The sequence below is a fragment of the Alteribacillus bidgolensis genome, assembly GCF_002886255.1.
In the GTDB taxonomy this organism is placed as follows: Bacteria; Bacillota; Bacilli; order Bacillales; family Marinococcaceae; genus Alteribacillus; species Alteribacillus bidgolensis.
In genome coordinates this window covers 3064763-3088237 of record NZ_KZ614149.1, presented here as the reverse complement: position 1 = coordinate 3088237, position 23475 = coordinate 3064763, and the positions used below count along the sequence as shown (strand labels likewise).

The following is a 23475-nucleotide window of genomic DNA, read 5'->3' as shown; positions in this document are numbered from 1 at the left end:
AAAGGGTAAAAACCGATGTAAGGAAGATCTGAATAAAAAGCTTGAAATGCAAAAACGCTGCAAAAGAAACGAAAAGTCGTTGAATACAAGCATTAAAAAAATCGTAAAAACGAACCGGATTTAACCTATTTTGTATACAGGTTCAAAAAAAATTGGGGATATCGAAATTGTCACTCAATAGTCATAATTTAAAAAAGCTGGAAAGCCTTATATGACAGGGAGTTTTTCTTATTTAACACATTGACATTGAAGGTTGGCTATTGTACGATTACAAAGGGAATGTGAGAGGGTTTACATATTTAATGCAGCCGAACATTCTGAAATTTCGTTTATGGACTATGAAGCATTTATTCCTTCTTTAAAACAGTCCAAGTGATATTTTCTGCCATAGCTTCATCGTACGGCATCTTGGTACCTTTTATACCACACCCAATACATTATAAATGGAGGCGGACATGACGAACGAGAAAAAACCTCCAAAATCGTTTCAGACAATGGCTATAACCTCAGCTGTGTTATCGTATCTGGTAGGTCCTGTTTTGATCGGTGTTTTCAGTGGAAGATGGTTAGATGGCCGGTTTGAAACGGAGCCTTTATTTTTGATTGTCGGCCTGCTTGTCGGAATTGCCGCTGGAGTGTACGGACTAGTCCGTCTGCTTGGAAAATATTTGGGAGACGATCAATAGTGAAGAGCTTCGAGGGAAATGTCAAACGTTATGTTCAATTTACTTTAGCTGCAATGCTCATGTATGCCTTTGGGTGGGCAGTGATGCCTTTTGATAAGATCTTTTTCAGCCTGGGAATCGGAGCACTTATTGGACTTTTTAATCTTTGGAGTATGTACCGGGAAGTGAAAAAGTTTGATGAGGCGGCAGGAAATCAGAAGAGAAAGTTTACATTCGGGATGCTGTCAAGATTTGCGGCAGGTGCACTAGCTGCAGTTCTTTTTATTCGTTTTCCTGAGCACTTTCACATTTTAGGACTTGTTGCTGGAATCGTGACTCCTTATATTATTATATTTATTTCATCCTTGTTTCAAACCAAACACTCAACATCGTAACAGGACAAGCAAGGAGGCAGAGAAGAACAGCAGCTGACAGATTATTTGTAAAGGGGTGAAGAAGAGTGGACCATCATGCGCCGATAGTTTATGATCTGTTTGGAATCTCGGGGTTTCATATTAATTTGTCGAATATTATCATGTTGACTATTTCGGCTCTTATTGTGTTTTGCATCGGTTTTTTTAGTGCAAGAAGCTTGAAAATGAAGCCTTCTGGCATGCAAAACGGATTTGAATGGATCATAGACTTTGTGAAAAACACGATCAACAGTGCAATGGACTGGAAAACAGGTGAAAGATTCTTTGGTCTTGGCATTACCATATTCCTTTGGATTTTCATCTCGAACATGCTCGGTATACCTTTTATGATTGTTAACCATGAAACACATGAACTTTGGTGGAAGTCTCCGACAGCAGATCCTGTCATTACAATGACTTTTGCCGTAATGGTAATTGTGCTGACTCATTATTATGGAATCAAGATAAAGGGTGCCAAGGAATACGGAAAAGGTTTCTTCAAGCCTATACCTTACCTTTTCCCGTTGAAGGTATTAGAGGAATTTACAAATACACTAACATTGGGTATGCGTCTTTTTGGTAACTTGTATGCAAAGGAAATCCTATTAACACTGCTTGCGACTGCTGGGGGAGCAAGTTTGTTAGGAGCACTTGCTGCCGGGCTGCCAATGATTGCATGGCAGGCGTTCAGTATATTTATCGGTGCCATCCAGGCGTTTATCTTTTTAATGCTGACTATGGTTTATTTGGCTCACAAAGTAGCAGATGATCACTAATTTTTAAAAGTATTTATCTCAATAATTAATTATACTAAGGGAGGATTATTAGAATGGGATTATTAGCAGCAGCAATTGCAGCTGGTTTGGCTGCAGTAGGAGCAGGTATTGGTAACGCATTGATTGTTAAGGGGACACTTGAAGGGGTTGCTCGTCAACCAGAACTTAAAGGTACATTGCAAACACTTATGTTTATCGGTATCGCACTTGTTGAGGCCCTTCCGATTATCGCAATTGTAATCGCCTTTATCGTTATGGGAGGATAGTACATCCTGTCTTCATTGTTAACATGTATGGCGGAGTCTAGTTTGGGAAACTTCGCCATTCCTTTTGTATGACAGCAGAAAGGAGTGAATTCCGTGCCAGATGTAATCTACTGGGGAGATGTTATATTTTCGCTGGGCATGTTTATTATCTTGCTTCTCCTATTGCGTAAATTCGCTTGGGGACCAATCGTGAACATGATGAAAGAACGCGAAGAGCATATTGCCAAAGAAATTGATACTGCGGAAAAAAGCCGTCAAGATGCGGAAAAATATTTAGAAGAACAGCGTAAAGAAGTAGAACGCGCTCGCGACGAGGCGCAATCTATTATTGAAACAGCAAGAAAGACAAGTGAGAAACAAGGGGAAGATATTGTTGCTCAAGCTCGTTCAGAAGCCGAGCGTTTGAAAGAAAATGCGCTGGCTGATATTTCACGTGAAAAAGAGCAAGCTGTAGCTGAACTGCGTGAACAGGTTGGTACATTGTCTGTTATGATCGCAACAAAGATTATTGAAAAAGAACTTGATGAAAAAGAGCAGGAAAAACTGATTCAAGAATATATTCAAGAGGCAGGCGAACGGTTATGAGCCGAGCAGCAGCTAATCGTTATGCCGTAGCACTTTTTGAACTTTCAATGGAAAAGAACATGCTTGAAGACATTCAAGCTGAGCTCGAAGCAGTTAAGCAAGTTTTTCAAGATAATGATAAACTGCCTGCACTTCTTCATCATCCGAAAGTACCAGCAGATAAAAAAGAACAACTGCTGCGTGAAAGCTTCGCTGGTATGAGCGAGCCTGTAACGAATACACTTCTTTTACTCCTGAAAAAAAATCGAATCGACAGCGTGGTGCTGTTGGCTGAACGGTTTCAGGAGCTTGCAGACGAAGAACAAAAAGTGGGCCATGCCGTCGTTTATACGGTAAAACCACTTTCTGAAACAGATCGAAAATTTATTTCTGAGAACTTCGCCAGGAAAGTCGGAAAAGCAACCCTTCACATTGAAAATCGATTAGACCCGCGTTTGGTTGGCGGAATTAAAGTCCAAATTGGGGACACTATTTTTGATGGCAGTGTGAAAGGTCAGCTTAACCGTCTTGAGCGCGAGCTTGTTTCCGGGAAACGATAAAGATAGGGGTGAACGTTAATGAGCATCAGACCTGATGAGATTAGCTCTCTCATTAAACAGCAGATTGAAAATTTTCAGTCTGATGTAGAAGCAAACGAAGTCGGCACCGTCATTCAAATTGGTGACGGTATTGCGCGTGCTCATGGTCTCGAGAACGTAATGGCAGGGGAACTGCTTGAGTTCTCTAATGGGGTTATGGGTATGGCTCAAAACCTTGAAGAAAATAACGTAGGTATTATTATCCTTGGACCGTTTGATGACATTCGTGAAGGGGACGAAGTTAAACGTACTGGACGTATCATGGAAGTACCAGTTGGCGAAGAACTGCTAGGCCGCGTTGTTAACCCGCTAGGACAGCCTCTTGATGGACAAGGTGCGTTAGAAACAACTAAAACTCGCCCTATCGAAAGTCCTGCACCAGGGGTTATGGACCGTAAATCCGTTCATGAACCGCTTCAAACTGGTATTAAAGCGATTGACTCCATGATTCCAATTGGACGCGGACAGCGTGAGTTAATTATCGGTGACCGTCAAATTGGTAAAACTTCCATTGCCGTAGATACGATATTGAACCAAAAGGAAGAAGACATCCTTTGTATCTATGTTGCGATCGGACAAAAAGAATCTACCGTTGCAGGCGTAGTAGAAACGTTCCGCCAACACGGAGCACTTGATTATACCATTGTAGTAAACGCTGGTGCATCTGATCCAGCTCCGCTCTTGTACCTTTCACCTTACGCTGGGGTATCTATGGGCGAGGAGTTTATGTATAACGGAAAACATGTGCTTGTTGTATATGACGACTTAACTAAACAAGCAGCTGCTTATCGTGAGCTGTCCCTCTTGCTTCGTCGTCCGCCGGGCCGTGAAGCATTCCCAGGGGATGTATTCTATCTTCACTCTCGTTTGTTAGAGCGTTCTGCAAAGCTTAGTGACGATAAAGGAGCAGGCTCTTTGACTGCCCTGCCATTTATTGAAACACAAGCTGGGGACGTTGGTGCCTATATTCCAACAAACGTTATCTCCATCACAGACGGACAAATCTTCTTGCAATCTGATCTGTTCCACTCTGGTGTAAGACCTGCGGTTAACCCGGGTATTTCTGTATCACGTGTTGGTGGTTCTGCTCAGATTAAAGCGATGAAGAAAGTATCGGGTACCCTTCGTCTTGATTTAGCTTCTTTCCGTGAATTAGAGGCATTTGCTCAGTTTGGATCTGATCTTGACCAAGCAACACAGGCGAAGCTTTCCCGCGGTGAACGTACGGTAGAAGTGTTAAAACAGGGTCTTCACCAGCCGCAGCCGGTAGAAAAGCAAGTAGCTATTATTTACTCGCTGACAAAAGGATTTTTGGACGATATTCCGGTTAAAGATGTACAGCGCTTTGAATCCGAATTATTCGTTTACTTGGATTCCAACCACAAAGATCTTTTAAACGGAATTCGTGAAACTGGAAATCTCCCAGACGATAAAGACTTTAGTGCAGCAATCGAAGGATTCAAAAAATCATTTAACGTGTCTAAATAATATATCAGGAAGACTTCTTGAAAAGGATAGAAAAGTGTAAATGCCGTCGGCTGATCCGGCGGACTCTCCTTTTTGAGCAGTCTCAACCTTTGTGCCCTTACGGAGAAGGTGGTGAAAAGAGATGGCCTCATTACGTGAGATTAAAACACGGATTAACTCAACTAAAAAGACAAAACAGATCACCAAGGCGATGGAAATGGTTTCAGCATCTAAACTGAATCGTGCCCAAAACAACGCCCAATCGTACGAACCTTACACCCAGAAAATCCGTGAGGTGGTTGCAAGTATTGCTTCAGGCAACTCAGATGCCAGCCACCCTATGCTTGAAGAGCGTCCGGTGAAAAAGACAGCTTACGTTGCTATTTTTTCTGACCGCGGTTTAGCCGGCGGTTACAATGCCAGTTTAATTCGTTCCTTTATTGACGAAATTAATAAACGGCATAAATCAAAAGATGAATACGGCGTGATTATTCTTGGCCGGATTGGCCGGGATCTTCTGAAAAAAAGAGGAATCCCTATTTTAGATGAAATTACCGGTCTTCCGGATGAACCGGTATTTAACGACATAAAAAATATCACTCGTTTGGCAGTTAATATGTACGCAGATGAAGAGATTGATGAGTTGTATCTCTGGTACAACCACTTTATCAGCCCTATTCAGCAAGATGTTACAGAAAAGAAACTGCTGCCTCTAACAGATATGAGCGAAGAAACAGATTCAAAACAAACTTACGAGTATGAGCCGTCCGCTGAAGCAATACTCGATCAGCTTCTTCCGCAATATGCAGAGAGCTTAATATACGGCGCTTTACTAGATGCAAAAGCTAGTGAATTTGGTGCTCGTATGACCGCAATGAGTGCGGCTACAGATAATGCTGGAAGTATTATTGAGGATTTAACTCTTTCTTATAACCGTGCGAGACAAGCAGCTATCACACAGGAAATCAGTGAAATTGTCGGCGGTGCGGCAGCATTAGAGTAAACGAGAAGCTGGCAGGATTTAGATAGGAGGGAAAATAATGAGCAATGGACGAGTCACCCAAATTATGGGGCCGGTTGTTGACGTTGCATTTCCAAGCGGTCAACTGCCTGAATTGAATAACGCCCTAAAAGTTTCCCAAAAAGCTCAAGCAGAAGGGGAAACAAATGTAGACGTGACATTAGAAGTAGCATTGCACTTAGGCAACGACACAGTGCGTACAGTTGCGATGGGTTCAACAGATGGATTAGTACGGGGTACGGAAGTTGTGAACACTGGCGGAGCGATTTCTGTTCCAGTTGGTGAAGCAACGCTTGGAAGAGTGTTTAATGTACTTGGTGATACCATCGATTTGGAAGACCCTATTGGACCAGAAGTAGAAAGAAACCCAATTCACCGCGAAGCTCCATCTTTTGATGAGCTGTCAACGCAAACAGAAATTCTTGAAACAGGGATTAAAGTAGTTGACTTGCTCGCTCCGTATGTAAAAGGTGGTAAAATCGGTCTATTCGGTGGTGCCGGTGTTGGTAAAACCGTATTAATCCAGGAGCTTATTAACAATATTGCCCAGGAACACGGCGGTATTTCTGTTTTTGCAGGTGTAGGGGAGCGTACACGTGAAGGGAACGACCTCTACTATGAAATGCAGGACTCCGGTGTTATTAACAAAACAGCTATGGTGTTCGGCCAGATGAATGAGCCGCCAGGAGCGCGTATGCGTGTGGCACTTACTGGTCTTACACTAGCTGAACACTTCCGTGATGTAGATGGTGCAGACGTACTGCTCTTTATCGACAACATTTACCGTTTTACACAAGCAGGTTCTGAGGTATCAGCATTGCTTGGCCGTATGCCGTCAGCAGTTGGTTATCAGCCGACTCTTGCAACGGAAATGGGTCAGCTTCAAGAGCGTATTACATCTACGAAAAAAGGTTCTGTAACGTCTATCCAGGCGATTTATGTACCTGCTGATGACTATACAGACCCTGCACCAGCCACTACATTTGCTCACTTGGATGCAACAACAAACCTTGAGCGTAAACTAACAGAAATGGGTATCTATCCAGCTGTGGACCCGCTCGCTTCTACATCCAGAGCACTTTCTCCAGAAATTGTCGGAGATGAACATTATCAAGTGGCACGTGAAGTGCAGCAAACCCTTCAAAAATATAAAGAACTTCAAGATATCATTGCTATCCTTGGTATGGATGAATTATCTGAAGAAGATAAATTGATCGTTCACCGTGCACGCCGCATTCAATTCTTCTTGTCCCAGAACTTCCACGTAGCTGAGCAGTTCACTGGACAAAAAGGTTCTTATGTACAAGTGAAAGATACGATCCGCGGTTTCCGCGAGATTCTTGATGGGAAGCACGATAACGTTCCAGAAGATGCATTCCGCCTGGTCGGACCAATTGAAGATGTACTTGAAAACGCAAAGGCTATGTCCTAAGCGGGGATGCTGTTAAGGAGGATTAATCATGTCAACGTTAAATGTCAATGTTGTCACTCCTGATGGCACAGTATATGAAGGGGATGTAGAAATGGTCAGTGTCCGCGCACAAAGCGGGGAACTAGGTATACTGCCAGGTCACATTCCGTTGGTTGCACCGCTTGCGGTATGCGCTGCCCGCCTGAAACATGAATCAAGAGTACAACTTGTTTCTGTTAGCGGCGGCTTCATTGAGGTCCGTCCGGATAAAGTTACGATTCTCGCCGAAGCGGCAGAAACGCCGTCAGAAATCGACGTAGAACGTGCCCGTGAGGCGAAAGTACGGGCAGAAGACCGGCTTAACCGTGCCAAACAGGAAGAGATCGACTTTAAACGGGCCGAGCTTGCCCTGAAAAGAGCTAACACAAGACTTGAGGTAGCTGGAAAGTAATTTAAATTAAAAGCTGTTCTGAAGCATGTCTGATTGTTTCAGAACAGCTTTTTTTGAAGTATAAAATGTTTTTGCGGTAATCAATAGGACGTAGTATGAACATGGCTGCAAGAAAAGTTTTTTTAACATAAAACGAATCAGTCCACTATATAATATAACGACCGGGATTTGTTTTAAAGAACCCGCTAGTAAGCTGAATTTATCTCACAACAGTTGACTTTGCATACGGAACAAGACGTTCGCGAAACCAGCAGATTCTTGGATGCAGCCAAAACGATACATCCTGTGCGTCAATATTTGTGAGTTCCTTTGCATTAGCAACACTTTTTTCAGGGCGCTTGTGCTTTTCTTAAACTTTAGGAATGTTTAACTCTATCAAAGTATAAGCAAAACTACGCCTGGTAAGCCTAGTTTTCTAATTATGTAGAAGTATAGCACTGCAGACGTATACGTGTTACGAAAAAATCAATTCAAAAAACTAGAACAGTCAGTATGGAAGCAGTTTACTACTTGACGTAAAGCACACTGGTCTTGTGAAGTTACCTTAGATATTTCCCTTAAATTTGTTATGAATGGTTCTTGCAGTTGGATTTTTGCTTTCCTTTATTAAGTGAAGAACAAGTGACAAATAGTTGAAATTAACACTTTTAATGATACTTTTCACCCAAGAATATATGTTCTTATTACCTTATAACCTTTGATACTCTAAGACTCACTTTAGTTTATGGGTGTTCCGCCATATCATGCCACTATTATCATGATTGTAATACAAACGTAAAAAAGTTCACAAATTTTATATCTCTTTTTGTTTAAATTTAATACAATAGTGGTACATGCAAAATAAGCTGCTTAAAAATTCCAAAACATGAACGATATGTTACCTTTCTTGTCCTAATTTTACAAATTTAAAAACTTTGTTTAGTTGTTATAGAAAATGATGTTATAACATATTAAAATACAGTGTTAGGATGTAAAAGGGGAAACTTAGGTACAACGACTCTTCTCATTAATTTGAAAATGCCCTATGATACTCTTCGGATTGTAAAAGAGGGCAAGTATGGTTTTAAGGAGTTTTGAACATGCACCCTGAAGGACAAGAAGCGGTGTTACATATCGTGGTAAACCTCTTTTTTTTGGTCGTAGTCTGGTGGAGTTTACAAGCGTTTCGATTTGACGTGTTTGTCCGAAATCCAGAAGGAGCAAAGGCGAAAATGCTGATGATCTTGGTAACAATAGCCATCAGTCATCTTGTCAGTTCTTTTTTCCTCGAATATTTTCAAGGATCGCTTATGCTGCGTTATTTATTTTAAATAATGCAAAGTGGCAGGGCATGCACTCATCCCCTTGATCTTCCATGTATGTACTCGTTTTCAAAGGTGAAAATGAATAATAAGAAGACAGGCAGAGCCAATGAATTTTCTGTATTTTTCGTGTCGAAAAAACAAGTTTAATGTAGAAAAAACGGGAAAATAAGCCTCGTTATGTCACACAAAAAATGAAAGCATCGGTGTAACTTAATTATTCTTTTGGCGACTAAGCTATCGAGCCCTTGCTAAAAGAGACCATTACTTTTAATTAAAGAAGCCATTAGAAAAACTTGGCTTACCGCCAAGTCCAAATGGCGGAAGTCGTAGTTTTGCTTATACTTTGATCCTTTTAACAAAGTTAAACATTCCTAAAGTGTAATAAACACAGATTGGGCGCCCGTTTCCGCGAAGGACAGGGAACGCCTATATAAACTAATGAATACGTATAAAGTAAAGCATATATCCTGTCTTTCATTGTCCCTAGAGATAAAAACGAACCAGAACGACATGCAGGATATGATTAATTAATCAGTATTCGTACAAAAACTCGGCTTTTAGCCGAGCCTCATGGAAAAAGCTAAAGTTTTTCTTTATCGTTATCAAATTTTTCTTTCCTAACAGTACAAAATACAGGACCTTTTTAGGACGCGGAGGGGAATACGTTGGATAAAATTAAAGTTAGAGGAGGAAAGCGGCTTAAAGGTACAGTGAAAGCTGAGGGAGCAAAAAATGCTGTACTGCCTGTTATCGCCGCCTCACTCCTTGCTAAAGAAGGAACCAGCACTATCTATGATGTACCACCACTAGCGGATGTATTTACAATGAAAAATGTTTTAAATTATATGGACGCTGACGTAAATTATGAAGATGGAGTTTTTACTGCTGATTGCAGAGGTTCATTAAAAACAGTAGCACCATTTGAATATGTCCGAAAAATGCGTGCATCGTTTCTTGTGATGGGTCCGCTGCTCGCAAGAAAGGGACGTGCGCATATTGCTCTTCCTGGAGGATGTGCGATTGGGTCCAGGCCGATCGATCAGCACCTTAAAGGATTTGAAGCAATGGGTGCCACCGTGGAAATCGGAAAAGGCTACATTGAAGCTAAAGTAAAGCATCGATTGCAAGGCGCTCGAATTTATCTTGATTTTCCTAGTGTCGGTGCAACGGAAAATATTATGATGGCTGCTACATTAGCAGAAGGAACCACTATTTTAGAAAATGTAGCAGAAGAACCAGAAATTGTAGATCTTGCTAATTATTTAAATGCAATGGGAGCAAAAGTTCGTGGTGCAGGAACCGGCACGATTAAAATTGAAGGTGTCGACAATATGCACGGCGCAGCACATAATATCATTCCAGATCGCATTGAAGCAGGTTCGTTTATGATCGCAGCGGCTATCACAGGTGGAGAGGTTTTCGTAGAAGGCGCTCTTCACGAGCACTTACGCCCACTTGTAGCAAAAATGCGTGAAATGGGTGTTATTATTGAAGAGCACGATAACGGAATGAAAGTAATCGGTCCTGACATTCTAAGACCTGTAGACGTAAAAACGATGCCGCACCCCGGTTTTCCAACCGATATGCAAGCTCAATTTATGGCTCTTTTAACGCAGGCAAAAGGAACAGCAGTTATCACAGAGACCGTATTTGAAAACCGGTTCATGCACGTAGAAGAATTCCGTCGTATGAACGCAGATATTAAAATTGAAGGAAGAACAGCTATTATAAGCGGTCCCGTCCGCCTTCAGGGAGCTGAAGTCGCAGCCACCGATTTACGTGCAGGAGCAGCATTAATTTTAGCTGGATTGGTTGCAGAAGGTGAAACATCTGTAACAGAACTTCGGCATTTGGATCGCGGCTATGTTGATTTTCACAAAAAGCTGCAAACTCTTGGTGCACGAGTAGAACGCGTTCATGAAGCAGACGTCACCGAAACTGAAGAAATACAACAAGATGCAGCAGTTCTGCGTACGGCGAATAATTAAAAAGAAGAAACCGGTACCTAAAAGGTCGCCGGTTTTTTTGTGCTTTGTGCATTACGGAATAATAAAAACATAAGACGAGATGCTGCAGTGGTGGCCCAACTGACACTTTTTGGGGCCAGACCCCCTATATTTGGTTTATGGCTTTAGATCGGGATTTATGTATTTGAACAAAGTTAGAGCAGAATTGCGTTACAATATATAAAATATGACTCCATTGGAGAAGAAATGCACCATTTTCAAAAAGAGGAGTAGACTTACGATCCAGAAAGGAAGTATTTGATCAAAGTGGGAGCAGAAAAGCGTCCCAATTAGGAAAATATGATCCAAATTGAAGAAGAAATGTCCCTTTTTAAAATAAGGACTCCATTACGATTCAGAATGAAGGAATTTGATCTAAGTAAGAGTAGAAATGCGCCCCAGTCAGGAAAATATGATCCACATTGAAGAGGAAATGCACCACCTTCAAAAAGAGGGCCGCAATACGATCCAGAAAGAAAGTATTTGATCAAAGTGAAAGGAAGTATACCTGCCATCTAGAAGTTATGAACCGCTTTTCATCTGAAAATGAGCGCCTTTCTACATAACGACTTATATAATTGAAGCCTCATTCTTGAGTTTACTCAGCCTTTCCTGGGCTGAAAGCATCCTTCCTATCCATATACTGTCCACGTTAGGAGCATGAATTGAGTCCATATTCACCCCAAACCCTCATATAAATTGAGTAATTTAACGGACACATTATCATCATGCTGTGTCAATCATAAAGCTGTTTTTTCACTCATATAGTGTGTCATGGCAAAAAATGCTAGTCAGGGTTAGCGTGAGCAAATATCGTATTACATCTTCCTGGCTCGATTTGATTCTGTGACGGGAGGCTGTGCCATGCATAAATGGATTTTTGTTCCGCTGTTATTCTTCGGATTGTTTTTTCTTGTTCCTGTTTTATTTGTTTTACTCCCAGGCGGAGAAGTTGAAAATGATGCTGAGATCTCTGGAGATGAAAGCAGCCAAACGTCAGTAAAGCTGACCAAGGAAGAACAAGAATCAGAACTTGCAACAGAGATGGAAAACGTGAGCATTCCAGTATTTCGAAATGAAACAGAGACAGTGGAAGAAATGGAACTTGAGGAGTATGTTGCAGGTGTAGTCGCCTCTGAAATGCCAGCAGAGTTTGAAATAGAAGCTTTGAAGGCACAAGCTTTGACGGCCCGAACCTTTATAGCACGAGAAATGATTTCGCCCTCTGATATAAATCTGCCGGAAAACGCTCTTGTGACAGATACGCAAATGCATCAAGTGTATCAAAATGAAGAAGAACTGCGGGAAAAGTGGGGAGACGATTATCAATGGAAAATGGACCGTGTAAAAGAGGCTGTGCTTGCTACAAAAGGGCAGGTTTTAACTTATGAAGGTGAACCAATTACAGCAGCTTTCTTTTCGACAAGTAACGGCTACACGGAAAACGCAGAAGATTATTGGAAAAATCCAGTACCATACTTACAAAGTGTAGAAAGTCCATGGGATCAAGGATCTCCTCAATATGAAAATGCAAAGCGTATTGCGGCAGCAGAGGTTGAGCGGCTTTTAGGCATCTCCATTGCCGCAAACGAAACAGGAGAGATTATAAGCAGGACAGATGGCGGTCGTGTAGCTGAACTGAAATTAGGTGGAGAAACCTTTTCGGGAAGAGACATTCGAGAAAAGTTGAACCTTCACTCGAGTGATTTTCAAATTTCACGCGAAGGGGAAGAATTTTTATTCACGACAAAGGGATGGGGCCACGGCGTTGGAATGAGTCAATATGGAGCGGACGGAATGGCAAAAGAAGGAAAAGATTATAAAGATATATTGCACCATTACTATAAAGGAGTAGACATTTCGAGTCTTTAAGCAGTTCAAAAAACCTATATTTAACGCCTATAGAACAGTTTAGAGCAAAATTTCTGATTATTTTTTTATTAAAAGGTATATTTTTCCTCGCATCTGATCAGAATGGGTGCTGAGGTGATAACAAATGAAAGATGAAGAAAAACAGCAATCTGCTTCCCGCGAATCAAGAGGAGTGAGAAGCAAAGTGCGTCAATGGAGTAGAAAAAGCTGGTTTTGGCCTGCAGTCTACCTAAGCGCATGTGCCGTACTCCTAGGAGCATATTTTCTCATTCAAAGTCCTGCCGGAACTGACCAGGCCGAGGAAGACCAACCATTCGGTGACGAGCAGGAATGGAACAATGCATCCGAAAATCCGGGAACAGGTGAAAAAGAGTCAGTCCCTACAGCAGCAGAAGATGAAACAATTCAAATGCCAGTAATGGATGAAGAGAGCGTAGATATCATTGGATATTATTACGATCATGACGCAGCAGCCGAGGAACAACAAGACGCTCTAGTTTATTACAATAATATGTATTATCAAAACAAAGGTATTGATATCGCAGCAAATGATGGAGAAACCTTTGAAGTAACTGCAGCAGCCACTGGTGAAGTAGTGAAAGCAGAAAAAGATGATGTTCTAGGATATGTCGTTGATGTGAAGCATCCTAATGATATCGTCACTTCCTACAACAGCTTAGAGGACCTTAAAGTTGAAGAAGGCGATACTATTACGCAAGGATCCGTTATTGGCTCAGCTGGCAGAAATGTGTATAACAGTGATGCTGGGGTTCATGCCCATTTTGAAATCCGTATGAATGGCGAGCCATTAAATCCTTCTGATGCATTTCATCAGAAGCTTAAGGATGTAAAACAGCCAGAAGACGGCAATAAAGAAAGTGCAAAAGAAGAAGACACTAATGATGAAGCAAATGAAGAAGAAGAATCTTCTTTAGATGAATTCCCGATTTTTGACGGAGACGATGAAGAAGAAACAGATGAAGAAGAAACCGATGAAAGTGATTCTTCAGATGAACAAGATGATTCCGCTAAAGAAGAGGAAGAAGAATAATATTCAAATAGCGACAAAACTGTCCGGGTTCTCGGCCGCCGGGCAGTTTTTTTGTACCTTCTCCGGGATTTATTTCTTTATATTTTCAATTAAAAAATCTTCCCATAAATTTTTGACAAATTTTCAACAAAATTAGTTGACTTTGTATCAGAAAATTTGAAATAATGTGTATTATAACAACGATAAAATATACCTTTAGAGTACAAATACTCAAAATTCATTTAAAAGAAGCAACAGTGCTTCATGCGGGAGTTCCGGCTTCCTGCTAATATTGAGTTGAAAGGAGAGACAGTAAATGACGGCACTCATTTTATTTTGGGTCATAGCTATTGCGAGTTTAATTGCAACGATTAAATATAAAAAACCGCTTCTTCTTACGGTGCCGTTTGCAGCCATGGGCTTTTACCTCATCATCGAAATTGCCCGGGTGCCAATGCCGTTTTGGGAAACTGTTCAAATGATTTTTGAATTTAGATAATATGTGGAAGACAGATCAGGAGGATGAATATGACAGAAGTATTAAAGTGCAGTAAATGCGGTAAGAGCAACCTTTGGGTGATGTCTCCGATACGGTATATCTTCTTTACGTCAACGCTTCCTGTATTGGCTGCATTACTGTTTGGGTTTTTAGCTGATCCCGTTTTTTTCCTTTTTATACCGGCTGTCATATTAACAAATCATTTACTAGCAAAGAAGAAAACACCGTTAAAAATTTGCAAAGATTGTAAACATACTGAGAATAATTTCTCACATCATTCTGCTTCATAAAAGCAGATTTTAAAGTTAATAAACTGTAAACGGTTTCATCAATAATTAAAGGAGGTGAAAACGAATAAGTCCTTGGATGCAGAAATCCTATGTTGTATATCTTGGCGGAGGTGAAGCATTTTGAAAAAAGTCGATAAAGAAGTAGCAGACGCTTATTTTAGGACAAGAACTATATTAATTGTTATTTTCTTAAGTATTGGATTTCTCGTTTCATTCGGCGTCGTAGCATTTGCTGAATTTTTCTCTCAATTTAAATTTTTAGGAGTAGAATTCCATTATTATATGGGATCCCAAGGGGCAGTGGTTATTTTTATTCTCTGCTTATTTTTAAACGCTGTACTAAGTGATAATGTGGACAAGAAATTTGGAATAGATGACGATGCAAATGCCTCTATCAGCAGCGGAAAAACAGTTGACCATTAATAACCACCTTACAACGAGTAAGTAAAAATAACAGAAAACAATGTAAAAAAATATGCACCATTAACTAGGGGGGATCCGCTTGGATGCACAAACTTTAGTATCACTTGGCCTTATACTTGCTACCTTTGCATTATATATTGGTATTTCTATATTTAATCGTGCAAAACAAACATCTGACTTCTATGTTGCCAGCCGCGGGATACCGCCATTCTGGAACGGGATGGCAATCGGCGGGGACTGGATGAGTGCGGCTTCATTCATTGGTATGGCCGGAACGGTATTAGCGCTCGGTTATGACGGTCTTGCTTATATTATGGGCTGGACGGGCGGTTATTTGCTGCTTACGTTTTTGCTTGCGCCTCAGCTTAGAAAATATGGCCGTTTTACTGTACCGGAGTTTATCGGCGACCGTTTTGACAGCAATCCAGCTCGTCTTATTGCTGCGATTGCAACCATTATAATTAGTTTTACTTATATTATTGGGCAGCTGTCTGGTTCCGGCGTTGTAATTGGGAGACTATTTAGTATTCCAGCAATGTATGGAACAATGATAGGTGTCGTTATCATAGCGATTTATGCCTCACTCGGCGGAATGAAAGGGGTTACCTGGACACAGGTTGCTCAATATATCATCTTAATTGTTGCTTATATTATTCCGATTGTATTCATGTCTTTACAAGTTTCTGGAAATCCACTTCCTTGGCTTACTTATGGAAATGTGGTAGATGAAATCGGAGCGATTGACCGGGAGTTAGGTCTCTCTGAATATTTTGCTCCGTTTGCAGAAAGTGACAAAAGTCAGTTTATTGCACTCTTATTTACATTAATGGTTGGTACTTCAGCCTTACCGCACGTTATCGTCCGTTTTTATACGGTGACAACAATGAAAGCAGCGCGCTGGAGCGGGGCATGGGCACTGTTATTTATCGGTTTCTTGTATTTATCTGCACCAGCTTATGCCGCTTTTTCCCGTTTTATCCTGATGACCCAGGTGGCCGGCCAGCCTATGGATGAGCTTCCTGGCTGGACAGACAGCTGGATTAATACTGGATTATTGGAAATAGCCGATCAAGATGGAAATGGTGTGCTGGATTGGACAGAAATTGCAGTTGGAAACGACATGGTCGTTATGGCTACACCAGAAATCGCAAACTTAGGAATGTTTGTTATTGGTTTAGTAGCTGCCGGAGCAATGGCTGCTGCGTTATCTACAGCAGGCGGACTTCTCATAACGATTTCTTCATCCTTTGCACACGATATTTATTATCGTCTAATGAATCCAAAAGCTACCGATAAACGACGCTTAAACGCAGGCCGAATTGCCATAGTCCTTTCCACTGTGGTTGCAGGTCTTGTAGCATTAGACCCGCCAGGTGTTATTACCCAGATTGTAGCATGGGCGTTCGCATTAGCTGGAGGTACTTTCTTCCCTGTACTGTTCCTTGGTGTATGGTGGAAACGCATGAACGCACAAGGTGCAGTTACGGGTATGCTTGTTGGTCTTGCCAGCACGCTTTGCTACATTTTCTTAGCGATGAACGATATCACGCTCTTTGGTATCCAAGACACCGGCGCGGGGGTTATTGGTGTACCTATTAACTTCCTTGCTTGTGTGATCGTATCGCTTGTTACAGCACCGCCAGCCCAACACTTGCAAGATGATGTCATTGATCTTCGTTACCCGGAACAAATGACATACAAAGATGGCGAGGTTTGGATGAACGATGGAACAGGAAAATAAAGCTTATTATGACCAAATTTATAACCATCCCATATTCAGCGGCGCACCTGCCGCTGAATTTGGCGCTTTTATGGAAAAATGCACGATAAATACATACGAGATATCAGAAAGAATTCTTTACTCGCAAAGCCCTCGAAACGGCTTGCTCTTAATCTTAAAAGGCATAGCGGAGGTATACGTAGCTTTTCACGAAACCAATAATAACTACGAAGTACTTGAAGTGCTTGAAAGAGGAGAAATTATCGGTTTTTCTAGTCTAGCTGATTTTCTTGGTGAACCTGCTCATTACGAGTATCCTTACACTGTTGAAGTGAGAGCGGTTGAGGATGCTGTATGCCTTCACATCCCATATTCCGTCATGGAAGCTCGCTGGACCGAGGAAGAAGTGAGAGATTATGTGCTTCGTCAAGTATCAGTGCGGCTTCGCGATATTTACGCTTCTCTTGCTGAACAAGTCCATCTTGCCAATCAGTGGGGAGAATCAGATCCGTTTATTCAGAGGGTGCAGGATATGATGACTGCGCCTGCCGTTAAAGTAACCAGCCAAACACCAATAGCTGAAGTCGCAGAAAAAATGGTAAAAGAAAATGCCAGTTCCGTCATCGTGGAAAATGAACAGAAACACTTGGCTGGTATTATCACGGAAAAGGATTTGGTTCAGCGTGTGGTGGCTTTTAGTAAAGACGGGAAAACCACGGCTGCAGAAATTATGAGCAAAAATCCTTACATCATCACAAGGCAAGCTTATTATTACGAAGCGATGTCGAGTTTTTTCATGAACGGAGTGAAACACCTTCCTGTTGCAGAGGAGGATGACCACAAGAAAATCATCGGAATGATTACATTATCGGACTTATTAAAAAAAAAATCGCGGGAAGTTTGATATTTTACAAGAAATAGAATCATCTGATGAAAAAACACTCCCAATTGTAAAAAACGCAATTTACGATGTCCTTGCCAATTTAATTCAGGATGAAATTCCAACGCTTCACACTCTCGAAATAGTAACAAAGCTATATGATCGGTTAGTTCGTCATTGCGTTGATCTTGCTTTTCAAAGAGTAAAGAAGAAATACGGAGAACCGCCAGCAGCTTTTGCTTTCTTTTTAATGGGCAGCGGAGGAAGAGCGGAGCAATTTATGCTTACTGACCAGGACCATTTTCTTGTATACGGGGATCCTGAAAGCGAAAAAGAGAAAGAAAGAACAGAGACTTATTTTCGGGCATTAGGAAATGAAATCGTTTATTGGCTCGAACGGGCAGGATACAAGCGCTGTGATGGAAATATGATGGCAAGCGAAACCAATTGGCGGGGAAAAATTTCTCATTGGAGAGAACGTCTCAGAACGTGGGGGCTTCGTGCTACAAATGAAAATATTTTGCTTGGCCATAACTTTCTTGCCTTTCGTTATATATACGGGGACCCATCGTTAAAAGATGAGTTTGTCCGAATGGTGCATGAGCAGCTTCAAACATCAAAAATATTTTTGTTCCGCGCAGCAGAACAAGAAAAAAATAACCCTGTGCCTACGTTAGACCATCCCATCCGTGCGCTTTTTAGAGTAAAAAAACAAGGGATAGATATAAAAAAACACGCCCTGTTCCCTTTTCATCACTCTTTACAAATATTGTCAGCAAAAAACGGTATATTCGGTCAAACTCCTCTTCATATGATTACTTCCCTAAAAGAGAAGTCTGTATTAAGTGAACAAACGGCCGAGGATCTGCATTTTGCATATCAGGTGGTGTTAAAAATCAGAGTAGAACAATCCTGGAACCGATATATGCGAGGAGAAGGCAATTCAAGTGAAATTAAATTCACTCAAATGAAGTCCAGAGATAAAGAGGAGTTAATATCTGCCTTAAAATCGATTCGTTCTCTGCAATCCCAAACCGTCCATACGTTTGGCATGATGTAAAGGAAGCAATGGAAGAACAAAGGAGCGAACACAATAATGTTTTGGAAAAAGAAATCCCTCCATTACCAATTAAATAACCAGATGCCGCTCGATACTCCTTTAAACGAAATGCGCTTTACAGTGTTTGATACCGAAACAACCGGATTTGCTGTTGGAAGCAAGGACAGAATGATTGAAATTGGGGCAGTTCAGGTAGATGGAATGGAAGTGACAGACGACACTTTTCAAACGTATGTGGATCCCGGGCGCAATATTCCCCAGGAAATAATGAAGCTCACTGGAATTCGACAAAATCAAGTAAACGGTGCTCCTAATGCGCTAGAAGCAATTGAAGCATTTTATCAATTTGTAGAGAAAAATGACAGCGGCGGCTGGGTCGGCCACTACCTTGCGTTTGATATTATGGTGTTAAAAAAAGAATTACAACGATATAAATATACATTTGATGAACCTTTATTTATTGACACGCTGGATGTGATCGGTTATTTAAATCCTTCCTGGGATATGCGTGATCTCACTCATTATGCCGTACAGTTCGGTTCCAAAATTTTTGAACGTCATAGTGCCCTCGGAGATGCTCTTACCACCGCTCATTTATTAATTGAGCTTTTTCACCATATTAGCGACCGAGGGAAAAGCACACTCGGTGACTTAATAGAAATTACACGCAACGATATCAGGAAAATGCCTTTTTAACCAATGTGATTCTATCTAGTTGGATCAAAATAAAAAGCTATATCGTACCGCGGTCCGCCACAACCTATAGTGAAATACAAAACTAATGAAAGGAGCTTGTCCCAGGACAGCGCTCCTTTTTTTGTACTTTAGGAAAGTTTAACTTTGCTAAAGGATCAAAGTATAAGAAATACTACGGTTTCCGCCATTTGGACTTGGCGGTAAGCCAAGTTTTTCTAATTTTCCTATACCCAGAAATTAAAATTCCTTTAATAGCGACAAAAAACAACAGCTTTCTGGTTGTCGAAAACTTTTTTCTCAATAATATACAAGCAAAACCCTTGTCCTATCAGACTTTTTGGTATATCTGACGCCTTCTATTAATAAAATGTACTAAATCACCAAGATTGGAGTAGGAGGCGAGTGGTGTGCACGATTACATCAAAGAACGAACCATCAAGATGGGCAGGTATATTGTGGAAACTCGCAAAACAGTAAGGACGATTGCCAGAGAATTTGGTGTTTCTAAAAGTACAGTGCATAAAGACTTAACAGAAAGGCTGCCTGACATAAACCCAGAACTTGCTGAGAAAGTAAAGTATATTTTAGAGTACCATAAATCAATTCGTCACCTCCGGGGAGGAGAAGCGACGAAAATAAAATATAGCAGAGACAAACAGCAGCTTGAAACAGAACCTTCAGCTTAACAACAAAGTAGGAGAAGAATTAAGACTCGTCTCCTATATGAATTTATGTAAAAGCAGGCTGTTTCAAAAGGGAGTGGGGACTCTTTTGAGACAGCTTAACGTATGTTCGGAGTCAAAAAAGGAATAACTAATCATGTGTCCCGTTTTTACAGGATCGGGGCGATTTTTTATGCTATAAAAAACACAAAAGATTTTTTGACAACAGGCGAGCATGCAGAGCAAAGTAAGCTTAACGACAAGCTTTTCGATCGTATAATTTATACTGCTTTCATTATTCGACATAAATTTTCAAATATATTCCGATTTTATCCTATATGTGATAAAATACAATATTAGAGACTAACGACTTGATACCTTAGAATGAAAATATTCTAAGTGAGATAAAAAGAGTTCCATAGAAATAGATTATTGGGAGTTTTTACATTTGAAGGAGGAATGAAGGCATGTTTGGCAGGGATATTGGCATTGATTTAGGTACAGCCAATGTGCTCATACATATAAAAGGACAAGGAATTGTACTGGATGAGCCTGCGGTTGTTGCCATAGATAAAGATACTAAAACGGTAATGGCGGTAGGAGAAGAAGCATTTAGAATGGTAGGGCGCACCCCCGGAAATATTGTGGCTATCCGCCCCATGAAAGATGGAGTTATTGCCGATTTTGACCACACAGAAGCAATGCTGAAACACTTTTTAACGAAAATCAATGCCAAGAGTGTAATGTCAAAACCGCGGATTTTGATTTGCTGTCCAACCAATATAACGTCAGTGGAACAAAAGGCTATTATTGAAGCGGCAGAAAAGAGCGGAAGTAAGAACGTATTTATTGAAGAAGAGCCGAAAGTCGCGGCCATTGGTGCGGGGATGGATATTTTTCAGCCAAGCGGCAATATGGTAGTTGATATTGGCGGGGGCACCACAGATGTCGCAGTATTATCGATGGGTTCCATTGTAACTGCAACTTCAATTAAAACAGCTGGTGACCAATTTGATGTGGATATATTAAATCATATTAAAAAGAAATACAAACTGCTTATAGGGGAACGTACTGCAGAAATAGTGAAAAAAGAAGTGGCAACCGTATCGCCTAGCGGACGAGAAAACGAGCTTGAAATCAGAGGAAGAGATATGGTAAATGGTCTTCCGCGTACAATTTCAATCAATTCTACTGAAATTTATGAAGCATTAACAGAGTCAGTGAATCATATTGTTCAAGCAGCTAAAAATGTCTTGGAGCGGACACCGCCTGAGCTTTCAGCAGATATTATTGACCGCGGCGTTATTATAACAGGTGGAGGCGCTCTTCTTAATGGGATGACTGAGCTTTTAGTAGATGAGTTAAAGGTTCCTGTAATTACTGCAGAAGAACCAATGCATTGTGTCGCTAATGGAACGGGGATCCTGCTTGAAAACCTTGACAAAATGAGCAGCAAAAAAGTGAAAATATAAAATAATTAAGGGTTTCGGCATGGACAAAGCAATCTTCATTTGGACAGGTAATCATAGATAGAAGAACGACTTTATTTTACTTTAGGAATTGGAAAAGCTGCGATCTTCCGCCATTTGGATTTGGCGGTAAGCCAAGATGAGGAGGAAATACACATGTTAAGAGGCTTTTACGGAGCAGCTTCCGGTATGATTACCCAGCAGCGCCGCACCGAAATGCTCAATAACAATATGTCAAACATCAATACTCCCGGATTTAAAGAAGACAAGGGTTCTACAAGAACATTCCCCGAGATGCTCATTCAAGCTAAAAATAATCATACGCCATTTGGAAGAACGTCGACACCGATTGGTGAGCTGGCTACTGGGGTTTATTTGCAGGATCGCACCCCGAATTTCGAACAGGGTGATATGATGGAAACTGGCAATAATACAGATGTGGGCTTACTGCAGGGGATACTCCCTGAAAATGAAGACGGAGAACAAGGATCTCTGTTTTTTACCGTACTCATTGAAGACGGCGAAGAGCGTTACACTAGAAACGGCAATTGGACGGTTGATGGTGAGGGATTTTTAACCACAAGTCAAGGGTATTACGTACTGGGTGAAGATGGTGAGCCGCTTGAAGTAGAAAATGAAAATTTTATTATAAATGAAAATGGGCTGGTAACAAATGAAGAAGGAGAGGAAGCAGGCCAAATTGATATTGCCTACGCGGAAAATGCCAGTGACCTTGTCAAAGAAGGAAGTGGACTGCTACGCCTAGAAGGGGAAGCAGATGAAGAAGAACTGCCTAGTGCGATAGGAAATGATGAGATTACCTTTCAATTAAATCAAGGGTTTTTAGAAAGGTCCAATGTAGATCCTGGAGAGACCATGACAGAAATGATGAACTCTTATCGGCTGTTTGAATCTAACCAGCGTATTCTTCAAGCTTATGACCAAAGCATGGAAAGAGCTGTTAATGATATCGGACGACTCGGATAAAGAAAACTCGCCGATTGGTGAGATAAAGGTTAAGCTAGAGGCGCAGCTGCCGTAAATAGAAAAACAGGAGGAATGTGACCGTTGTATTCATCTATGCTTTCGTCAGCTAATACGATAGGACAGCTCCAGCATCAGCTGGATGGAATTTCTCATAATTTGGCGAACAGTGATCGTACTGGTTATAAAAGAAGAGAATCAACCTTTTCTGATCTCTTATTTCAACAAGTAAATAATCAGCCGGTTCCGCAAAATGCAGCGGGGCGGTTGACACCTGAAGGACTTCGGGTTGGAACAGGGGCAGCCATTGCTCAAACATCCCTTCGATTAGACCAAGGTTCGATTTTAGAAACAGACCGTGAGTTAGACTTTGCTATAACAGAAGAAGACTCGTTTTTCCAAGTGGAGTCTATGGCTCTTGCTGACGGAGAAGCTGAAATCCAATATACAAGAGACGGATCTTTTTATCTATCAGAAAACCCGGAAAGTCCAGGCAGGTGGACACTCGTTAACAACCAGGGTGATTACCTGGTGGATGGGGACGGAGAACGAATGGACATTCCGGCGGGAGCTAGGGACTTTACCCTTCAAGAAGACGGAACGATTGATGCTCTTTTAGAGGATGACGAAGTGGTTGAAATTGGACAAATTGAATTGGCCCGCATCACAAAACCTCAGCTCCTAGAGGCCGCTGAAGGGAACAACTTCCGCTTTTCTGACCTTGATGAACTTGATTTAGAGGAAGCAGATGTGGTAGAGTTTGTTCCGGGTGAAGAAAATCAACTCATTCAAGGATCTTTAGAACAATCCAATGTGGATATGGCTAAAGCGGTGACAGAAATGATGAACGCTCAGCGTAATTATTCTTTTAATGCCCGTGCTATCTCACAAGGAGATCAAATGATGGGTCTGATTAACAGCGTTCGCGGTTAATGAATCATTTTAAA

At 41.2% G+C, this 23475-nt stretch carries 25 protein-coding genes; all 25 read left to right on the top strand.

The genetic code is table 11. The features are described 5' to 3' along the window. Positions 1-455: 455 nt before the first annotated feature. The 25 genes from CEF16_RS15250 to CEF16_RS15130 all read left to right on the top strand — a co-directional run bounded on the left by CEF16_RS15250 (position 456) and on the right by CEF16_RS15130 (position 23461). Entirely contained in the window at positions 456-686 is a 231-nt protein-coding gene (locus CEF16_RS15250; protein ID WP_091586593.1) for an AtpZ/AtpI family protein, read from the top strand. Next, the gene (locus CEF16_RS15245) at positions 686-1060 is read left to right on the top strand and encodes an ATP synthase subunit I (protein WP_091586595.1); all 375 of its coding nucleotides are present in this window, start codon (positions 686-688) and stop codon (positions 1058-1060) included. Before CEF16_RS15250 ends, CEF16_RS15245 begins: the two co-directional genes overlap by 1 nt. Before the next feature lie 65 nt (positions 1061-1125). Then, positions 1126-1854: a F0F1 ATP synthase subunit A gene (gene atpB, locus CEF16_RS15240; RefSeq protein ID WP_091586597.1), complete on the top strand. Its 729-nt coding sequence runs from the start codon at positions 1126-1128 to the stop codon at positions 1852-1854. 53 nt (positions 1855-1907) lie between these two features. Beyond that, positions 1908-2120: a F0F1 ATP synthase subunit C gene (atpE, locus tag CEF16_RS15235; protein ID WP_139184741.1), complete on the top strand. Its 213-nt coding sequence runs from the start codon at positions 1908-1910 to the stop codon at positions 2118-2120. 138 nt (positions 2121-2258) lie between these two features. After that, on the top strand, positions 2259-2705 hold the full coding sequence (atpF, locus tag CEF16_RS15230) for a F0F1 ATP synthase subunit B (RefSeq protein WP_091586705.1): 447 nt from the start codon (positions 2259-2261) through the stop codon (positions 2703-2705). Continuing rightward, on the top strand, positions 2702-3244 hold the full coding sequence (locus CEF16_RS15225; protein ID WP_091586601.1) for a F0F1 ATP synthase subunit delta: 543 nt from the start codon (positions 2702-2704) through the stop codon (positions 3242-3244). The genes atpF and CEF16_RS15225 overlap by 4 nt, the downstream gene beginning before the upstream one ends. A gap of 18 nt (positions 3245-3262) precedes the next feature. Continuing rightward, complete coding sequence (gene atpA / locus CEF16_RS15220; protein WP_091586603.1) at positions 3263-4771, top strand: F0F1 ATP synthase subunit alpha; 1509 nt, start codon at positions 3263-3265, stop codon at positions 4769-4771. 121 nt (positions 4772-4892) lie between these two features. After that, positions 4893-5753, top strand: coding sequence for an ATP synthase F1 subunit gamma (gene atpG, locus CEF16_RS15215; protein ID WP_091586605.1), 861 nt, complete (start codon positions 4893-4895; stop codon positions 5751-5753). Between the two features lie 37 nt (positions 5754-5790). Beyond that, entirely contained in the window at positions 5791-7203 is a 1413-nt protein-coding gene (gene atpD / locus CEF16_RS15210) for a F0F1 ATP synthase subunit beta (RefSeq protein ID WP_091586607.1), read from the top strand. Positions 7204-7231: 28 nt separating this feature from the next. Continuing rightward, entirely contained in the window at positions 7232-7633 is a 402-nt protein-coding gene (locus CEF16_RS15205) for a F0F1 ATP synthase subunit epsilon (RefSeq protein ID WP_091586609.1), read from the top strand. 1079 nt (positions 7634-8712) lie between these two features. Continuing rightward, positions 8713-8943 carry a DUF1146 family protein gene (locus CEF16_RS15200; protein ID WP_091586611.1) on the top strand — a complete coding sequence of 77 codons (231 nt, stop codon included), beginning with the start codon at positions 8713-8715 and terminating at the stop codon, positions 8941-8943. A gap of 659 nt (positions 8944-9602) precedes the next feature. After that, positions 9603-10925 carry a UDP-N-acetylglucosamine 1-carboxyvinyltransferase gene (murA, locus tag CEF16_RS15195; protein WP_091586613.1) on the top strand — a complete coding sequence of 441 codons (1323 nt, stop codon included), beginning with the start codon at positions 9603-9605 and terminating at the stop codon, positions 10923-10925. Between the two features lie 882 nt (positions 10926-11807). Beyond that, positions 11808-12815, top strand: a complete 1008-nt coding sequence (gene spoIID / locus CEF16_RS15190) for a stage II sporulation protein D (protein WP_091586615.1) — start codon at positions 11808-11810, stop codon at positions 12813-12815. 124 nt (positions 12816-12939) lie between these two features. Then, positions 12940-13866, top strand: a complete 927-nt coding sequence (gene spoIIQ, locus CEF16_RS15185; RefSeq protein WP_091586617.1) for a stage II sporulation protein SpoIIQ — start codon at positions 12940-12942, stop codon at positions 13864-13866. Between the two features lie 295 nt (positions 13867-14161). Beyond that, entirely contained in the window at positions 14162-14344 is a 183-nt protein-coding gene (locus CEF16_RS15180) for a hypothetical protein (protein ID WP_091586619.1), read from the top strand. A gap of 29 nt (positions 14345-14373) precedes the next feature. Beyond that, positions 14374-14634, top strand: coding sequence for a hypothetical protein (locus CEF16_RS15175; protein ID WP_091586621.1), 261 nt, complete (start codon positions 14374-14376; stop codon positions 14632-14634). A gap of 120 nt (positions 14635-14754) precedes the next feature. Then, complete coding sequence (locus CEF16_RS15170; RefSeq protein ID WP_091586623.1) at positions 14755-15057, top strand: DUF4212 domain-containing protein; 303 nt, start codon at positions 14755-14757, stop codon at positions 15055-15057. A gap of 79 nt (positions 15058-15136) precedes the next feature. After that, positions 15137-16798: a sodium:solute symporter family protein gene (locus CEF16_RS15165; protein ID WP_091586625.1), complete on the top strand. Its 1662-nt coding sequence runs from the start codon at positions 15137-15139 to the stop codon at positions 16796-16798. Next, on the top strand, positions 16782-17681 hold the full coding sequence (locus CEF16_RS24515) for a CBS domain-containing protein (RefSeq protein WP_245917892.1): 900 nt from the start codon (positions 16782-16784) through the stop codon (positions 17679-17681). Before CEF16_RS15165 ends, CEF16_RS24515 begins: the two co-directional genes overlap by 17 nt. A gap of 1 nt (position 17682) precedes the next feature. Then, positions 17683-18717: a DUF294 nucleotidyltransferase-like domain-containing protein gene (locus CEF16_RS24510; protein WP_342750505.1), complete on the top strand. Its 1035-nt coding sequence runs from the start codon at positions 17683-17685 to the stop codon at positions 18715-18717. Positions 18718-18753: 36 nt separating this feature from the next. Continuing rightward, positions 18754-19413, top strand: a complete 660-nt coding sequence (locus tag CEF16_RS15155) for a 3'-5' exonuclease (RefSeq protein ID WP_091586627.1) — start codon at positions 18754-18756, stop codon at positions 19411-19413. 407 nt (positions 19414-19820) lie between these two features. Further along, positions 19821-20099: a sporulation transcriptional regulator SpoIIID gene (spoIIID, locus tag CEF16_RS15150; RefSeq protein ID WP_091586629.1), complete on the top strand. Its 279-nt coding sequence runs from the start codon at positions 19821-19823 to the stop codon at positions 20097-20099. Positions 20100-20542: 443 nt separating this feature from the next. Then, a complete protein-coding gene (gene mreB / locus CEF16_RS15140; protein ID WP_091586633.1) occupies positions 20543-21547 on the top strand; it encodes a rod shape-determining protein MreB in 1005 nt (334 codons plus the stop codon). 153 nt (positions 21548-21700) lie between these two features. Next, complete coding sequence (locus CEF16_RS15135) at positions 21701-22531, top strand: flagellar hook-basal body protein (protein ID WP_091586635.1); 831 nt, start codon at positions 21701-21703, stop codon at positions 22529-22531. Between the two features lie 81 nt (positions 22532-22612). Continuing rightward, positions 22613-23461: a flagellar hook-basal body protein gene (locus CEF16_RS15130; protein WP_091586637.1), complete on the top strand. Its 849-nt coding sequence runs from the start codon at positions 22613-22615 to the stop codon at positions 23459-23461. Positions 23462-23475 lie beyond the last annotated feature (14 nt).

Coding starts and splice junctions, on each gene's coding strand:
- atpD (WP_091586607.1), top strand. CDS start 5,791: ATGAGCAATGGACGAGTCACCCAAATTATGGGGCCGGTTGTTGACGTT.
- atpG (WP_091586605.1), top strand. CDS start 4,893: ATGGCCTCATTACGTGAGATTAAAACACGGATTAACTCAACTAAAAAG.
- CEF16_RS15155 (WP_091586627.1), top strand. CDS start 18,754: ATGTTTTGGAAAAAGAAATCCCTCCATTACCAATTAAATAACCAGATG.
- atpF (WP_091586705.1), top strand. CDS start 2,259: ATGTTTATTATCTTGCTTCTCCTATTGCGTAAATTCGCTTGGGGACCA.
- CEF16_RS15205 (WP_091586609.1), top strand. CDS start 7,232: ATGTCAACGTTAAATGTCAATGTTGTCACTCCTGATGGCACAGTATAT.
- spoIIQ (WP_091586617.1), top strand. CDS start 12,940: ATGAAAGATGAAGAAAAACAGCAATCTGCTTCCCGCGAATCAAGAGGA.
- CEF16_RS15135 (WP_091586635.1), top strand. CDS start 21,701: ATGTTAAGAGGCTTTTACGGAGCAGCTTCCGGTATGATTACCCAGCAG.
- CEF16_RS15250 (WP_091586593.1), top strand. CDS start 456: ATGACGAACGAGAAAAAACCTCCAAAATCGTTTCAGACAATGGCTATA.
- CEF16_RS15175 (WP_091586621.1), top strand. CDS start 14,374: ATGACAGAAGTATTAAAGTGCAGTAAATGCGGTAAGAGCAACCTTTGG.
- spoIID (WP_091586615.1), top strand. CDS start 11,808: ATGCATAAATGGATTTTTGTTCCGCTGTTATTCTTCGGATTGTTTTTT.
- atpE (WP_139184741.1), top strand. CDS start 1,908: ATGGGATTATTAGCAGCAGCAATTGCAGCTGGTTTGGCTGCAGTAGGA.
- CEF16_RS15200 (WP_091586611.1), top strand. CDS start 8,713: ATGCACCCTGAAGGACAAGAAGCGGTGTTACATATCGTGGTAAACCTC.
- CEF16_RS24515 (WP_245917892.1), top strand. CDS start 16,782: ATGGAACAGGAAAATAAAGCTTATTATGACCAAATTTATAACCATCCC.
- CEF16_RS15180 (WP_091586619.1), top strand. CDS start 14,162: ATGACGGCACTCATTTTATTTTGGGTCATAGCTATTGCGAGTTTAATT.
- atpA (WP_091586603.1), top strand. CDS start 3,263: ATGAGCATCAGACCTGATGAGATTAGCTCTCTCATTAAACAGCAGATT.
- CEF16_RS15225 (WP_091586601.1), top strand. CDS start 2,702: ATGAGCCGAGCAGCAGCTAATCGTTATGCCGTAGCACTTTTTGAACTT.
- mreB (WP_091586633.1), top strand. CDS start 20,543: ATGTTTGGCAGGGATATTGGCATTGATTTAGGTACAGCCAATGTGCTC.